The sequence below is a fragment of the Microbacterium sp. Y832 genome, from assembly GCF_057669765.1.
The window spans coordinates 128,222-142,568 of sequence record NZ_JBYHFM010000005.1; the positions used below are offsets into that span (position 1 = coordinate 128,222).

The 14,347-nt window shown below is 68.6% G+C and carries 17 protein-coding genes; 8 read left to right on the plus strand and 9 right to left on the minus strand.

The annotated features are described in order from the left end of the window. Nucleotides 1-101 precede the first annotated feature (101 nt). On the plus strand, nt 102-1,091 hold the full coding sequence (gene glpX, locus AC25YV_RS11185; protein WP_488123919.1) for a class II fructose-bisphosphatase: 990 nt from the start codon (nt 102-104) through the stop codon (nt 1,089-1,091). Between the two features lie 172 nt (nt 1,092-1,263). Next, nucleotides 1,264-1,473: a UDP-N-acetylmuramyl pentapeptide phosphotransferase gene (locus tag AC25YV_RS11190; RefSeq protein ID WP_488123920.1), complete on the plus strand. Its 210-nt coding sequence runs from the start codon at nt 1,264-1,266 to the stop codon at nt 1,471-1,473. Between the two features lie 3 nt (nt 1,474-1,476). On the opposite strand, the gene AC25YV_RS11195 is transcribed toward AC25YV_RS11190, so the two are convergent. Then, a complete protein-coding gene (locus AC25YV_RS11195; protein WP_488123921.1) occupies nt 1,477-2,793 on the minus strand; it encodes a DNA recombination protein RmuC in 1,317 nt (438 codons plus the stop codon). A gap of 75 nt (nt 2,794-2,868) precedes the next feature. Continuing rightward, entirely contained in the window at nt 2,869-3,474 is a 606-nt protein-coding gene (locus AC25YV_RS11200; RefSeq protein ID WP_488123922.1) for an exonuclease domain-containing protein, read from the minus strand. 109 nt (nt 3,475-3,583) lie between these two features. Here AC25YV_RS11200 and ychF point away from each other — a divergent pair, with 109 nt between their 5' ends. Both ychF and AC25YV_RS11210 read left to right on the plus strand, forming a co-directional pair. Next, on the plus strand, nt 3,584-4,657 hold the full coding sequence (gene ychF / locus AC25YV_RS11205; RefSeq protein ID WP_488123923.1) for a redox-regulated ATPase YchF: 1,074 nt from the start codon (nt 3,584-3,586) through the stop codon (nt 4,655-4,657). Continuing rightward, entirely contained in the window at nt 4,650-5,009 is a 360-nt protein-coding gene (locus tag AC25YV_RS11210) for a zinc ribbon domain-containing protein YjdM (protein WP_488123924.1), read from the plus strand. Before ychF ends, AC25YV_RS11210 begins: the two co-directional genes overlap by 8 nt. 16 nt (nt 5,010-5,025) lie before the next feature. Here the strand turns inward: AC25YV_RS11210 and AC25YV_RS11215 are convergent, their stop codons facing one another. Together AC25YV_RS11215 and AC25YV_RS11220 are read right to left on the minus strand one after the other, a co-directional pair. After that, complete coding sequence (locus tag AC25YV_RS11215) at nt 5,026-5,601, minus strand: 1-acyl-sn-glycerol-3-phosphate acyltransferase (protein WP_488123925.1); 576 nt, start codon at nt 5,599-5,601, stop codon at nt 5,026-5,028. Nucleotides 5,602-5,610: 9 nt separating this feature from the next. Further along, nucleotides 5,611-6,267: a YdeI/OmpD-associated family protein gene (locus AC25YV_RS11220; RefSeq protein WP_488123926.1), complete on the minus strand. Its 657-nt coding sequence runs from the start codon at nt 6,265-6,267 to the stop codon at nt 5,611-5,613. A gap of 87 nt (nt 6,268-6,354) precedes the next feature. Here AC25YV_RS11220 and AC25YV_RS11225 point away from each other — a divergent pair, with 87 nt between their 5' ends. Beyond that, entirely contained in the window at nt 6,355-7,044 is a 690-nt protein-coding gene (locus AC25YV_RS11225; RefSeq protein WP_488123927.1) for an SDR family oxidoreductase, read from the plus strand. Between the two features lie 88 nt (nt 7,045-7,132). Beyond that, the gene (locus AC25YV_RS11230) at nt 7,133-7,690 is read left to right on the plus strand and encodes an alpha/beta fold hydrolase (RefSeq protein WP_488123928.1); all 558 of its coding nucleotides are present in this window, start codon (nt 7,133-7,135) and stop codon (nt 7,688-7,690) included. A 112-nt stretch (nt 7,691-7,802) separates the two neighbouring features. Here the strand turns inward: AC25YV_RS11230 and AC25YV_RS11235 are convergent, their stop codons facing one another. Then, nucleotides 7,803-9,056 (minus strand): HNH endonuclease signature motif containing protein, encoded by a 1,254-nt coding sequence (locus AC25YV_RS11235; protein ID WP_488123929.1) that lies wholly within the window; start codon nt 9,054-9,056, stop codon nt 7,803-7,805. Between the two features lie 94 nt (nt 9,057-9,150). Between AC25YV_RS11235 and abc-f the strand changes: the two genes are divergently transcribed. After that, on the plus strand, nt 9,151-10,791 hold the full coding sequence (abc-f, locus tag AC25YV_RS11240) for a ribosomal protection-like ABC-F family protein (protein WP_488123930.1): 1,641 nt from the start codon (nt 9,151-9,153) through the stop codon (nt 10,789-10,791). Between the two features lie 10 nt (nt 10,792-10,801). Here the strand turns inward: abc-f and AC25YV_RS11245 are convergent, their stop codons facing one another. The 3 genes from AC25YV_RS11245 to AC25YV_RS11255 form a co-directional block, all read right to left on the minus strand. Then, nucleotides 10,802-11,152: a LysR family transcriptional regulator gene (locus AC25YV_RS11245; RefSeq protein WP_488123931.1), complete on the minus strand. Its 351-nt coding sequence runs from the start codon at nt 11,150-11,152 to the stop codon at nt 10,802-10,804. A 106-nt stretch (nt 11,153-11,258) separates the two neighbouring features. Further along, nucleotides 11,259-11,477, minus strand: a complete 219-nt coding sequence (locus AC25YV_RS11250; protein WP_488123932.1) for a hypothetical protein — start codon at nt 11,475-11,477, stop codon at nt 11,259-11,261. Between the two features lie 77 nt (nt 11,478-11,554). Continuing rightward, on the minus strand, nt 11,555-11,851 hold the full coding sequence (locus tag AC25YV_RS11255) for a hypothetical protein (protein ID WP_488123933.1): 297 nt from the start codon (nt 11,849-11,851) through the stop codon (nt 11,555-11,557). Nucleotides 11,852-11,980: 129 nt separating this feature from the next. On the opposite strand from AC25YV_RS11255, the gene AC25YV_RS11260 reads away from it, so the two are divergent. Next, nucleotides 11,981-12,718, plus strand: coding sequence for an EI24 domain-containing protein (locus AC25YV_RS11260; RefSeq protein WP_488123934.1), 738 nt, complete (start codon nt 11,981-11,983; stop codon nt 12,716-12,718). 4 nt (nt 12,719-12,722) lie between these two features. On the opposite strand, the gene AC25YV_RS11265 is transcribed toward AC25YV_RS11260, so the two are convergent. Then, nucleotides 12,723-14,279: a glycosyltransferase family 2 protein gene (locus AC25YV_RS11265; protein ID WP_488123935.1), complete on the minus strand. Its 1,557-nt coding sequence runs from the start codon at nt 14,277-14,279 to the stop codon at nt 12,723-12,725. Nucleotides 14,280-14,347: the final 68 nt, after the last annotated feature.

Consider the following 14,347-nt stretch of genomic DNA (forward strand, 5'->3'; position numbering starts at 1 on the left):
GCTTCGGCCTGACCTGTCGTACGTGAAAGTTCGTGGATTCCTTCGCTGGTCGGTCCCGGAAACGGCGAGGGTTCTCGTTCCGCCTGGAATAGGCTGGCGCCATGGTGAGTCTGACCGCCGACATGAGTCCGCTGCATCCCGACCGAAATCTCGCTCTCGAGCTCGTCCGTGCGACGGAGGCCGCCGCTATCCGCGCCGTGCCCTTCATCGGGCGAGGCCGTAAGGAGGATGCCGACGGCGCGGCCGTCGATGCGATGCGCGCCTTCTTCACAACGGTGAACTTCGACGGCACGATCGTGATCGGCGAGGGCGAGAAGGACGAAGCCCCCATGCTGTTCAACGGCGAGCGGGTTGGAAACGGCCGTGGGCCGAAGTGCGACGTCGCCGTCGACCCGATCGACGGCACGTCGCTGACGGCTGCGGGTCGGAACAACGCCCTGTCGGTCATCGCGGTCTCGGACAGCGGCACGATGCTCGACGCCTCGACCGTGTTCTACATGGACAAGCTCGTCACCGGCCCGGCCGGTGTCGGAGTCGTCGACATCCGTCTGCCGATCGGTGAGAACATCCGACTGCTCTCGAAGGCGCTCGGAAAGCCGATCGACGAGATGGTCGTCTCGGTGCTGCACCGCCCTCGTCATGAGCAGCTCATCGAAGAGATCCGCGAGGCCGGCGCCGGCACGCGACTGATGTCCGATGGCGACGTCGCCGGTGGCATCAACGCGGCGCGGCACAACTCGCGCACCGACATGTGCGTCGGCGTGGGCGGAAGCCCCGAAGGCATTGTGACGGCGTGCGCCATCAAGGCGCTCGGTGGGCACATCCAAGGACGCCTGTGGGCGCGTGACGATGATGAGAAGCAGCGCGGCATCGACGCGGGACTGAAGCTCGGTGACCACGTCTATGAGGCCGATGACCTCGTGCGCGGCAACAACACGATCTTCGTCGCGACCGGTGTCACCGATGGTCAGCTCGTCGCCGGCGTGAGCCGCGACGACAAGTACGTGTACACCGAGAGCGTCGTGCTGCGCGGCGCTTCGGGCACACTGCGGCGCGTGTCATCGGAGCATCTCGTGTCGAAGTGGCTCTGATCAACCTCTGATCTGGGGTTCCTCGCGACGGACACCGGACGCCCGGTGTTGCTGGTGTGACTAACGTGGTTTCTGTTGTGTCGCTTTACGGTTTTTCTCGGGCGCGTCTGGCACAATCGGCAGTGGTGTCAGCGACGACACGTCGCTGTTCCCCGATTTCAGGAGGCTCTCGATGTCACCGCAATCAGGCACCACCGGTCCGCCGACCGGAGCCCACGCCGTCGTAGCCGACGCTCTCGATCCCGCCCGTCGGCCGGATGTCCTTCTGCGCGTACGTCGCGACGAGGGTCATGAGATGAGTCCCTGGTGGATGATCGGGGCCTTCGTGTTCGTCTCGACGGCCGTCATCGCGCTGTTGAGCTTCGTGCCCGGCGGGGCCTGAGGCTCACTCGGGCAGGGTCAATCGCTCGCGCAGCTCACCGACGTCCGCCCCGGCCGCCGCCGCGTCGCGCGTCGTTTCGACCCCGTCGGCTGTGCCGAGTCCGTCGAGGAGTTCGGGCGCGGTCAGCCGTCGCGTCGACTTGTCGATCACGGCGGGAGGCGATGTGGCGTCGAGCTTGGTCTCGTCGATCCCCGGGAACCGCCGTGCCGTGACGAGCACGCGTGACTCGAGGGAGCCTGCGAACTTGTTGTAGCTGTCGACCGTGCGCTCGATCGCCCGGCGCAGGTCGTCGGCGTGGCCGGCGAGCAGCCCCAGTCGTTCATAGAGCTGGTTGCCCAGATCGAACAGGGCGCGGGCTTCGTGTGTGACGTCTTGCTGAGTCCACGCGTAGGCCACCGTCTTCAGGACAGCCCACAGGTTGACCGGAGACGCGAGTGCGACGCGCTTGGCGAAAGCGTGGTCGAGCAGCGCGGGGTCTTCTTCGAGCGCGGCCGCCAGCAGCGATTCGCTCGGCACGAAGCAGACGACGAACTCGGGGCTCGAGGTGAGACCCGCCCAGTACGCCTTCTTCGCGAGCGCGTCGACGTGCCCGCGGACGGCCTTGACATGCTTCTCGAGCAGCGCGCGTCGTCGTGCGGCTTCGGGCCCCTGCGCCGTCAGGGGGATCGCGCTCGCCTCGAGGTAGGCATCGAGCGGCACCTTGGCGTCGACGGCGATCGCCTTGTCGCCGGGGAGCCGGATCACCATGTCGGGGCGGCCCGTGCCGGCATCCGATTCGATCGTGGTCTGCAGGTCGAAATCGACGTAGCGCATAAGACCCGCGGCTTCGACGACACGACGCAGCTGCGTCTCGCCCCACACGCCACGGGTCGCCCCCGAGCGCAGGGCGCTCGCAAGCGACTCGGTCGTCGCGCGCAGCACTTCGTCGGACTCGTGGGCGCGACGCAGCTGCTCGGCCAGGGCGCCGAACTGCGAGTGCCGGTCGCGTTCGAGGTCGTCGACCTTGGACTGCATGCTCTGCAGGGACTCCTGCACGGGAGCCAGTGCGCGCAGCACCGCCTGTTCGCGTCGCTCGCGCTCTTCGCGGGCGGCCTGGTCGCTGCGTGTCTGCGTCGCGAGCTCGCGGTACAGCGTGTGCTGGTGGTCGAGCTGCGCCTGCACGCCTTGTCGCGCCGCATCGGCGGCGGCGAGCTGGGCGCGAAGTGCTGACTGGTCGCGCATCGCCGTGGCGGCGCGGCGCATGCTGCCCCCGAACCAGCCCGCGAGTGCCCCGAGCGCGAGGCAGCCGATGACGACGAGCGTGATGCTGAATGCGTCCATGCACCCATCGTGCCGTGGGCCTCGGACATCGCCGCGCTGACGGGGCGGTTTCGGGCTCCCGCCGGGAACGAGCCGTCAGGCGACGATCGCGACGGCTCCCGCCGGATCCGCCGCGACGGCGATCTGTGACACCCGGACGCCCGCATCCACGGCGAGCGCCTCGATGTCCGACGCACCCACCCGCCGGGCGGCGTCGATCATGACGTGCGCGCACGCGAGGGCATCGGCCGTCGCGTTGTGGTGGGCGAAGTCGGCGAAGCCCGCTTCGGCGGCGACGAACGGAAGGCGGTACGACTCGAGCTGATACACACGGCGCGCGACCTGCAGGCTGCACGCGTAGCGGTACGGCGGGCATTCGTCGCCCGTCGCTTCGCATGCCCGGCGCAGCACGGCCATGTCGAAGCCGGCGTTGTGGGCGACGAGGATGTCGGCTCCCGCGAAGGCTGCGAGGTCACTCAGCTGCTCGCTCCATGTCGGGGCATCCGCGACGTCGTCGGCGCAGATCCCATGGATGCGGGTGTTGATGTCGAAGAACGAGTCGTGCCCCGCGGGCGGGCGGATGAGCCAGCCGGTCTTGGCCACGACCTCGCCGTCGCGCACTCGTACGAGTCCCACGGCGCAGGCAGAGGCGCTGCTGGAATTCGCCGTCTCGAAGTCGATTGCGGTGAAATCCAGGGGCACCGAACCACCCTCACCCGACGCCTCTGACCCGATCGTGAGGCGCGCCGACGCCCGTCTGAAACGACGGGCGGAGGATTTCGTCGCACCCGGCGACGTAGACTCGATGCCCGTGGCTCTCACTATCGGCATCGTCGGCCTGCCCAACGTCGGCAAGTCCACTCTCTTCAACGCCCTCACCAAGAATCAGGTTCTCGCAGCGAACTACCCGTTCGCGACGATCGAGCCGAACATCGGGGTCGTGAACCTGCCGGATCCGCGACTGCAGAAGCTCGCCGAGATCTTCGGCTCCGAGCGCATCCTGCCCGCCGCCGTGTCGTTCGTCGACATCGCCGGCATCGTGCGCGGCGCGAGTGAGGGCGAAGGGCTCGGCAACAAGTTCCTCGCGAACATCCGCGAAGCCGACGCGATCGCGCAGGTCGTGCGCGGCTTCACCGACGACGATGTCGTCCACGTCGAGGGCGGCGTGAACCCCCGCAACGATCTCGAGACGATCAACGCCGAACTGCAGCTCGCCGACCTCGAGACCCTCGAGAGGGCCATCACGCGCTACGAGAAAGAGGTCAAGGGTCGCAAGCTCGACCCCTCGGTGCTCGAGGCTGCGCGCGCCGCGAAGGATGCGCTCGAGCGCGGTGTGCTGCTGTCCGCGTCGGGCCTCGACCTCGAGCCCATCAAGGAACTCGGCCTGCTCACGGCGAAGCCGTTCATCTTCGTCTTCAACGTCGATGAGACGGTGCTGACCGATCCCGCGCGCAAAGCCGAGCTCGACGCTCTGGTCGCACCGGCGAAGGCTGTCTTCCTCGACGCGAAGATCGAGTCGGAACTGATCGACCTCGACCCTGAGGATGCCGCCGAGCTCTTGGCATCCACCGGTCAGGAAGAATCGGGGCTCGACCAGCTCGCGCGCATCGGCTTCGACACGCTCGGGCTTCAGACGTACCTGACGGCGGGCCCGAAAGAAGCGCGCGCCTGGACGATCGGCAAGGGCTGGAAGGCGCCGCAGGCCGCTGGTGTCATCCACACCGATTTCGAGAAGGGCTTCATCAAGGCCGAGGTCATCTCGTTCGACGACCTCGTCGAGACCGGCTCCGTCGTCGAAGCCCGCGCAAAGGGCAAGGCGCGCCTCGAGGGCAAGGACTACGTCATGCAGGATGGCGACGTGGTGGAGTTCCGCTTCAATGTCTGACGCGCTGCCGCCCTGCCCGGAGTGCTCCGAGGCGTACACGTATGAGCAGGGCGCGCTTCTGATGTGCCCCATGTGCGGTCACGAGTGGGCGGCGGAGGCCACAGCCGATGTGGATGCTTCGCCCGTCGTCAAAGACTCCGTCGGCAACGTGCTCGCCGATGGTGACACCGTGACCATCGCGAAAGACCTGAAAGTCAAGGGTGCGGGTGGTGGTGTCGTGAAGGTCGGCACGAAGGTCCGCAGCATCCGTCTCATTGAGGATGGCGTGGGCGACCACGACATCGACGCGACCGTTCCTGGCTTCGGGCGCATGCAGCTCAAGTCGAGCGTCGTGAAGAAGGTCTTGCCGTAACCGAGGGATTCTCGGCCTACGTGCCGGTCTCTTCGCGCAGCCGCGGCTCGACGCGGTGCTCCGGCCGCACACCCGCCTTGTCGGCGTAGAACGCGCGGATGCGGTCCATGTCGGACGGCACGTCACCCGTCAGCTCGATCGTCGGTCCGAGGCCGGAGGTCTTCGTCGTGCGGTCGACGAATCCGAGGGTGACGGGCATCCCGGCTTCACGGGCGATGCGGTAGAAACCGGACTTCCAGTGAGTGTGGCCCGAGCGTGTGCCATCGGGCGTGACGACGAGGCCGAAGACATCGCCCGAGCGGATGCGGTCGAGCACTTCTGAGACGACCTCGGCGGGTGCATCCCGGTCGACGGGGATGCCGCCGAGTCGTCTCATGATGGCGCCGCGCCATCCGTGGAAGAGACTCTTCTTGCCGAGCCAGCGGAAGTGCATGTCGAGGCGCCAGGCGATCGCGAGCATGAACACGAAGTCCCAGTTCGAGGTGTGGGGTGCGCCGATCAGCACGGTGGGGCGGTCGGGTGCCGGCTCGGTGACGAGGCGCCACCCGCTGAGGGACCAGAAGGCGCGGGCTAGGAGGCGTCGAACGAACACAGGTCTAGATTATGTTCTCTCGCGACGCTCGCCGTGTGAGGGTGTCACGGACGCATCTTCGCCGCCGTCAGCACCGCGCTGCGCGGTGTGGACGCGGACAGCGACGAGCTTCGCGACGAGTTTCTCGATGCGCCGCTCGAGTGTCGCGGGGGTCGCCGCGATGAGGAGCGGATGCAGCGCGCTGTAGCGCTCGGACCGGCTCAGCGCAGAGAACGCGGCCCGTGCCTCTGGCTCTCTGTCCAAAGCGGCGACCAGGGCCGCGGGCGGCTCGGCGTCCGCCGAACCGGCGTACGCGCGGTCCCAGCGGCCGTCGGCCTTCGCGCGCTCGATCTCTGCCACCCCGCGCGGGCGCAGACGACCTTCGGCTTCGAGCCGCGCGACGATGCCGACATTGCGCTGTGACCAGATCGAGCGCGCACGGCGCGGAGTGAACCGCTGGCGGTAGACGCGCTCGTCGATGGATTTGCTCTGTCCGTCGATCCACCCGCTGCACAGCGCTTCTTCGAGCGCCGCCGGATACGTGACCGAGGTCGGTGATGCCACGCCCTTCTTCGCGAGCATCAGCCAGACACCGTCGGAGTCGTGCTCATGAGCGATCAACCACTCGCGCCAGGCGTCGGCGTCCGCGACGACCAGCGGAACAGGCTCAGTCTCGGGAGTTCCCATGGGAGTCACTCTGCCAGGCGAGGAGGACAGGATGTGTCCGCGATCGACCCGGGGGCCGCACGGATACGCGTGTGTGACGATGGATGAATGTCAACGCACTTCTTGACCGGCGCCGGCTCCGGGATCGGCGCGGCGCTCGCCGCGCGCCTGCTCGCGCGCGGAGACGACCTCGTGCTGCTCGCCCGGGATGGGCAGCGGGCGCTCGAGCTCGAGGCTCAGTTCCCCGGGTCGCACACCGCCGTCGGCGACCTCTCGCACCCCGCCGGCCTGGCCGACGCGCTGTCGAACCAGGAGTTGCCCGCACGGATCGACACGCTGTTGCACATCGCCGGGGTCGTCGATCTCGGTGCCGTCGCCGACATGCCGACGGCGCTCTGGGAGCGCCAGCTCACCGTCAACCTCATCGCTCCCGCCGAACTCACGCGGCTGCTGCTGCCGGCGGTGCGCGCGGCGAAGGGGCAGGTGCTCTTCGTCAATTCGGGGGCCGGACTGCGTACGTCGCCGGAGTGGGCGGCCTACGCGGCTTCGAAGCACGGGCTCAAGGCGCTCGCCGACGGCCTGCGCCACGAGGAGGCGACGCACGGTGTTCGCGTGACCTCGGTCTATCCCGGGCGCACGGCGACCCCGATGCAGCAGCGGGTCTACGAGCAAGAGGGGCGCGAGTACGACACGACAGGCCTCATCGACCCCGCGTCGGTGGCAACGAGCATCCTGGCGGCGCTCGACCTGCCACGCGACGCGCAGGTCGTCGACGTGGCGATCCGTCCGGGAGTGTAGGCCGCGGGCAGACGCTTCCCGAGAATCGGTGAAGGCGCCGGCCTAATACCCTTGAGGAAGGCCACGCCACGCGAGAGGACTCCCACTCATGACAGACACCCAGATCTTCGAGCCCGAGGGCCGCAGCATCCCGTTCGTCGAAGAGGGGGAGGGCCCCGTCAAGCTCGTGCTGCTGCCCGAGTCGGAACAGGACGTCCTCGCTGTCGTTGCGCACTACCTCGCCGAGGAAGCGGGATTCCATGTCATCCGGATCGGCGTTCGGGCGGATGCCGACACGCTCGACGAGCGGGTGCGTGATGTCGTCGCGGTGCTCGATCACCTCGGCGTGGACGACGCCTGGATCGGCGGGCACGGTTTCGGTGGCACGGTCGCGCGGGCGGTCGTCGCGGCGCACGGCGACCGGGCGAACGGGTTGCTTCTTCTCGGGGTCGAGGAGGCGGCCATCCCGCTCGCTCCGGTGATCCCGGTCCTGATCGTGCAGGGCGACGGCGACGAAGTCACGGTTCCGGCCAACGGCGAGCGCCTGCAGGCCACTGCTCCCGAGCGTGCCAGCGTCAAGACCGTCGAGGGCGCCGGGCACCTCTTTCCGCTGACGCACCCCATCGAGACCGCGGTCATCATCGAGGAATATCTCGACTGGGACTGAAGAGCAGCAGCTGCCGATCAGAACGGCGCGGGTGGTCCGTCGTCCGGTCGGAAATGCACACCGAGGGATGGGGGATGGTCGAGGTAATCGCGTCCCAGGGGTGAGGTCCATCTCAGTACCCGTCGGCGAGCTGTTCGACTTTCCACGGGGTGAATTGCTTCATGCTGTGGTGCCGTTGGCATAAGTGAGCGAGGTTGCAGACGTCGGTGGGCCCGCCCAGCGCGGCGTCGACTGTGTGGTCGACTTCGCAGCGAATGGCGGCAAGGCGACAGCCGGGGAAACGGCAGTGTTGGTCGCGTGCGCGGAGGTAGCGGTCGATGGCTGTCGTGCGCGGGTAGGTGTCGACGTGAAGGACGCTGCCGGTGATCGGGTGAGTGAGGATGCGTTCCCACGGGGTGCGTGTGGTGGCGGCGAGTTCGCGGGCGGTGACAGGGTCGATGGGGGAATGGCCGACGAGGTCGGCCGCTGCGGTGTCGGAACCGAGAAGCGTGAGCACGGGAACGACGATCTGAACCTTCGCGCGGATGGCGCCGAGCGTTCCGGGCCCGTCGTCGATGCGGGTGGGGTCTGCGCCGGGCGCGGAGGTGAGGAGCATGTCGGCGAGCAGGTCGCTGCGTAGCTGGTTGATCGAGCGGGTGTCGGAGGCGATGACTCGAAGCCGGAGGGTGTCCTCATCGATCGGCGTCTCTCCTGCCGTGCCGCCGACCCGTTTGCGCGCGTCGGCGATGCTGCGGGCTTGCTGGGTGAGGCGGTCGTAGATCGCATCGGCAAGGAGCGAGGGCAGGGTCGCGCAGAGGTCGGACATGCCGTCGCCGACCGGCACGATCCGGACGGTGCGTCGTTCGGCGGCGTCGGCGTGCCGTTCGGCGAGGGTGCGGGGGTGGAGATGCTCGGCGAGGAGCTCGAGTTCGCGGCACACCCGCCCGGGCGTTTCGACCGCGCACCGGCGCAGCGCTTCGTGTTCGAACGCCCCTCGCTGCTCGGGTGGCAGGTGTGCGCCGGTCTCGGTGATGACCCGGACGTGCGCGCGGGTGATCGCGCCTGCCTCCCACATCTGCAGGGTCGCGGGGTAGTCCTCGACCACTTCGGTCGCATCGCCGATCTGGCGCTGCACGGATCGGTCGGTGACGCGCAGCACCCCGGCGACCTCGGCAGCGATCGACCGGAGCACCATGTCGTGCTCTCGCACGCTGGCGCGACTGCGCGCAGCCTGCGTGCGGGCGAGGTGGCCCGCACGGGCGAGTGCGCGGGTCTGCGCGGCTTGAGCTGCGGCGATCAAGACCTGCGTCTTCTCGACCTCGGCGACGATCTCGGCCAACTGTGCGCTGGCTGCGTCGGTGAGGCCGATCACTTTGTTCGAATGCATGTTCTAATGTTACGAAGGGGCTCCGACATCGCCGGGCGGGCGGGTGCCCGGGCCGAGACGTTTGAGAGGTCGCCCGAGCTGAGAGGATTGGGCAATGACCGCAACCCTTGTCGCACGTGGAATCGCGGGCGGCCACGGCCATCGCACGCTCTTCGATTCACTCGATCTGACCGTGGCGCCCGGAGATGTCATCGGTGTCGTCGGCGCGAACGGTGCCGGCAAATCGACCCTGCTGCGAATCCTCGCGGGCATCGACGAACCGCAGGCCGGCAGTATCTCACTCGCACCGACCGACGCCTTCGTCGGGTGGCTGCCGCAGGAGCACGAACGGATCGCCGGTGAGACGGTCGCCGAGTACATCGCGCGTCGCACGGGGTGCGCTGAGGCGACGAGAGACATGGATGCCGCCGCCGCCGCTCTCAGCGACGGCTCCGATGCCGCGGCATCCGATCTCTACTCGGCGGCGCTGGAACGCTGGCTCGCGAGCGGGGCGGCCGATCTCGATGAGCGAATGCCGCCGCTGCTTGCCGATCTCGGGCTCGAGGTCGACGGGGACGCGCTCATGACGGCGCTTTCGGGCGGCCAGGCGGCGCGCGTCGGACTCGCCGCGCTGCTGCTCTCGCGCTTCGACATCGTGTTGCTGGACGAACCCACGAACGACCTCGATCTCGACGGACTCGCACGGCTCGAGACGTTCGTGCAGGGACTGCGCGGCGGCGTCGTGCTGGTCAGTCATGACCGCGAGTTCCTCGCACGGTGTGTGACACGCGTGCTCGAACTCGATCTGGCCCAGAACTCGAATCGCGTGTTCGGCGGCGGGTACGACTCGTATCTCGAGGAGCGCGCGACGGCTCGTCGCCACGCCCGCGAGAAGTACGACGAGTTCGCCGACAAGAAGGCCGACCTGGTCACGCGGGCGCGGGTGCAGCGCGAGTGGTCGAGCCAGGGCGTGCGCAACGCGATGAAGAAGGCGCCCGACAACGACAAGATCCGGCGCAAGGCCGCGACGGAATCCAGCGAGAAGCAGGCGCAGAAGGTGCGCCAGATGGAGAGCCGCATCGCGCGCCTCGACGAGGTCGAGGAACCGCGCAAGGAGTGGCAGCTCGAGTTCACGATCGGGTCGGCTCCGCGCTCGAGCACCGTCGTGTCAACGCTCAGCGGCGCCGTGTTCCGGCAGGGCTCGTTCACCCTCGGCCCTGTGTCGCTGCAGGTGAACGCGGGGGAGCGCATCGGGATCACGGGGCCCAATGGCGCCGGAAAGTCGACACTGCTGCGCGCGCTGCTCGGCACGCAGCAGCCCGATGCGGGCACGGCGTCGGTGGGCGCGAACGTGCAGATCGGCGAGATCGATCAAGCCCGTTCGGCGTTCGCAGACGCGCAGCCGCTCGCCGATGCGTTCGAGTCCCTCGTTCCCTCCCTGGCGTCGGGCGAGGTGCGCACGCTGCTCGCGAAGTTCGGGCTCAAGGCCGATCACGTGCTTCGCCCCGTCGCGGAGCTGTCGCCGGGCGAGCGCTCCCGCGCCGCGCTCGCGCTGCTGCAATCACGCGGCGTCAACGTGCTCGTGCTCGACGAACCGACCAACCACCTCGACCTGCCCGCGATCGAGCAGCTCGAGCAGGCGCTCGAGTCATACGACGGCACGTTGCTGCTCGTGACCCACGACCGCCGGATGCTGTCGACGGTGCGCACCGATCGACAGTGGCGGGTCGAGGCCGGTCAGGTGACCGAGCTCTAGCTCCCAGCCGCTACCGACCTTGACGCTTTTTGTACGGCTTGGGCTGGCCCTTCACGACCGGTGCGCGGCCCTTGCCCTTCGAGGCTTTCGCCTTTCCGCCGGCGGGCGCGTTCCGCTTCGGTTCCGAGGTCGGGGTCTCGGCTGCGCGGCGCTTCGCCTCGTCGAGAAGGAGCATGCCCGCATCGGTGAGTACCCACCCCGACTTCGTGCGGTTGATGATCGGATGCCCGACCTCGGTCTCGAGTCGCTCGATCGAGGAGTGAAGTGCTGCGAGCGGGATGCCGAGAGTCGCGGCGGCGCGCGGGACGTAGAGGTCGTCGGCGACGAGCGCCTGAAACCGCTGCAGGTCGATGATCTTCACTCGGGAGCTTCCGTTCGTCCGCCGGGGGTCCCCTCCATGGTGCCCTACGAAGCGAGTGTCCTTCGCCGAGGACATGACCCCGCGCCGCGCACGGGCGTGGCAGGAGTCAGAGCGAGACCTCGGTCTCGATGTCTTCGGCGAGATCGTCGACGGCTTCGGGCGGCAAAGCGATGCCGGCGGCATCCAGTCGCTGGCCGAGCAGGTGGTTCACGTCGTCGGACACGTGGCCGTGGCGGATCTCGTCGGCCACCTGCTCGACGACGCTCTCGATCGCTTCGGCTTGGTCGGGGTCGAGAGCATGACGGTGGTTCGCGTGGCTGGTCATGCCGTCACCTTGGACTCACGCGCATGCGCGGCGCACCCCCTTGACGATCGCCGACTTCTGAGCATCTGACCTGCGGATCACTCAGAGGGTTCCTCCCAGGGCAGATTCAAGTCCTCGGCGTCCACCTCGACGTCGCCCGCGTCGTCGGGCCCGCCCGTGCCCGGCACCGCGCGTACATCTCGCGGGTCGATGTCGTCGTCGAGCGAGTCAGGCATTGGGTCCTCCTGCTTGCGCTCGGTCTCGGTCTCGCTCGCCGGGCTGTAGGTCATGTCTTTGCGCACTGTCTCGGCGGTCGACGGGGGAGCGGGGGGCCGCGCCTCGGTCTCGCCCGCGGCTGCCCGTATCCGCAGCTCGTCGTCTTCGTGATCAGCCATTGCGTCCCCGTCCCGTCGATCGACGACCAGGTTAAGCGCCACACAGCGTGAGCCGGATGGGCTTGACATGATCTCCCTGGATTCCACAGCCTCCCGCTGAGCCCCAACGGCGGCGCATATGCTGAGCCGATGCGAGAGTTCGGGCGGGGGGTCGCGCTGCTGGGCAGCGGGTTCGGCTACTGGTCGAAGCGCCCCGCGCTCATGGCCCTCGGTCTCGTTCCCGCGGCGATCGTCGGCATCCTCTTCCTGGCGGGAATCATCGCGCTCGCCGCATCGCTTCCGGGGCTCACCGAAGCCCTGACGCCCTTCGCGGGGTCATGGCCGGCGCTGTGGGCCACGATCATCCGCATCGCGATCGGCACCGCCCTGATCGGCGCGGCGCTCGTGGTGGTCGCCGTCACGTTCACGGCGCTCACCCTCCTCGTCGGCGAGCCCTTCTACGAGCGCATCTGGAAGGCTGTCGAGACGGACCTCGGTGATCCCGGGCTCGGCGCGGACTATGGATTCTGGCGCTCTGTGGGCGACACCGTCGGGCTGATCGTGCGCGGCGTGGGCGTCGCGCTGCTCGCTGCGCTGACCGGCCTCATCCCGCTCGTCGGCGGGATCCTCGCGACGATCCTCGGGGTGCTTCTCACGGGGTGGCTCCTCGCCACCGAGCTGTCCTCCCGCGCCCTCACGGCGCGGGGCATCCTTCCCTCCGCGCGGAAGGACCTGCTGCGCCGCAATCGCACGCGGGCGCTCGGGTTCGGCGTCGCGACCCAGCTGTGCTTCCTCATCCCCGGCGGCGCTGTCGCGACGATGCCGGCCGCGGTCGCCGGGTCGACGCTCCTCGCGCGCTCTCTGCTGAAGCACGAGAGCACCGACTGACTCGCTACAGCAGCCTGTCGGCGAGAAGCCGCTTCACCCGTGCCGGAAGGATCCTGCCCGCGATGCGGCGAGCGCTGCGCAGCCCTCGGGCCGTCACTGCGCTCCACCGGCGGTTCGTGCGAGCGGGCAGCACGCGCACCGCACCGTCGTCGCCCACCTCGATCCGGCAGGTCGTTCCCTCGAGCGAACGCCGGCCGCTCATCGCCGCAGAGCCGCGCAGCGGCACCTCGAAGGTCCAGCCCGCCGAGCGCACGCGCACCGACAGCCGGGCATCCGTCACCTCGTCGAACGCGATGACCGGGTCAATCGCGATGCGCGCTTCGCCCTCGCGCAGGCGGGCTCGCCCGATGACGCGCGCGTCCTCGCCCAGCAGCAGTTCCACGCGGCTCGTGTCGACGTCTTGCCCCGCTGTCAGCGCTTCGCGGGGGAGTGCCCCGATCTCAGGTGGCGCCTGCCACACCCCGTCGCCGTCGAAGATGAGTGCATCCACGCCCTCGTGGAGGATCCGCACCTCGATGCCGAGCGTCAGCAGACCGACGCGCGACCGCGCCGACACGAGGTCGGCCTGACACTCCAGCTCGGACTCGAACCGGGCGAGGGCCACAAGCTCGTCGCGCCGCTCCGCGCGCAGCAACGCCGACCGGACTCGGTGTGCGAAGGGGAGCCCCGCATCGACCCCCGGTCCGAACCGCTCGCGAGCGAGCGGGATCACCGCATCGAGCAGCCGCGTGCGGTACTCGTCGGGGTAGCGCACCATGCGGCGCCCCTCGATCCGCTTCAGGATCTTGCCGCGATACCAGTGCCGCAGCAGGGTGTCGCGCAGCTTACCCGGCGCGGTGTTCGTCTCGACGACGTCGAGCACGGGGCTCAGCGACGGAAAGTATGTCTGCGGGGCGATGCGCGACGAGCTCGCGCTGCCCTCGTTCGCCACCCACGCGTAGCACGGCTTCGACGCGAGGATCGAGATCGTCCCGGCCGCGAAATAGGCCTGCATGACGAACAGGTGATCCTCGAGGCGCACGCGTCCGTCGGGGAAGCGGATGCCGTTCTCACGCAGGAAGGCCGTGCGGAACAGCTTGTGCGGTGTCAGCAGCTGCAGCAGGGGATCGCGCCCGAGTTCTGCGCGGGCGACGTCACGGCGGAAGATCGCCTCGGGGATGCGCCGACCCACGCCCACGACCTTGCCGACGAGCACATCGGATGCGTGGGCGTCGGCCTCGTCGGACATGCTCTGCAGGGCGTTCTCGAACAGTCGGTCATCCTGGTCGGCGAAGAAGACGTACCGCCCGCGGGCCGCGTCGATTCCGTGGTTCCGCGGCGTGCCCGGCCACCCCGTGTGCTCGAGCGTGAGCACGCGGACGTGCGCGCGCGACCGGCTGACGTCCTCGAGTCGGCGCCGGGTCTCTTCGCCTGATCCGTCGTCGCAGAGGATGACCTCGTACTGTGCGGCATCCATCGTCTGTGCGTCGAGCGATCGGATCAACTCGTCGAAGGATTGCTTCGGCTCGAAGACGGGAACGATCACGCTCACGCGCACCCGGCTGTCGTCGACACGCGTCATTCTGCTCCTGTCGTCGGAAACGTCCAGGAGAACACTATGGTGTCAGCGCGGCTCGACCGGGCGGGGTT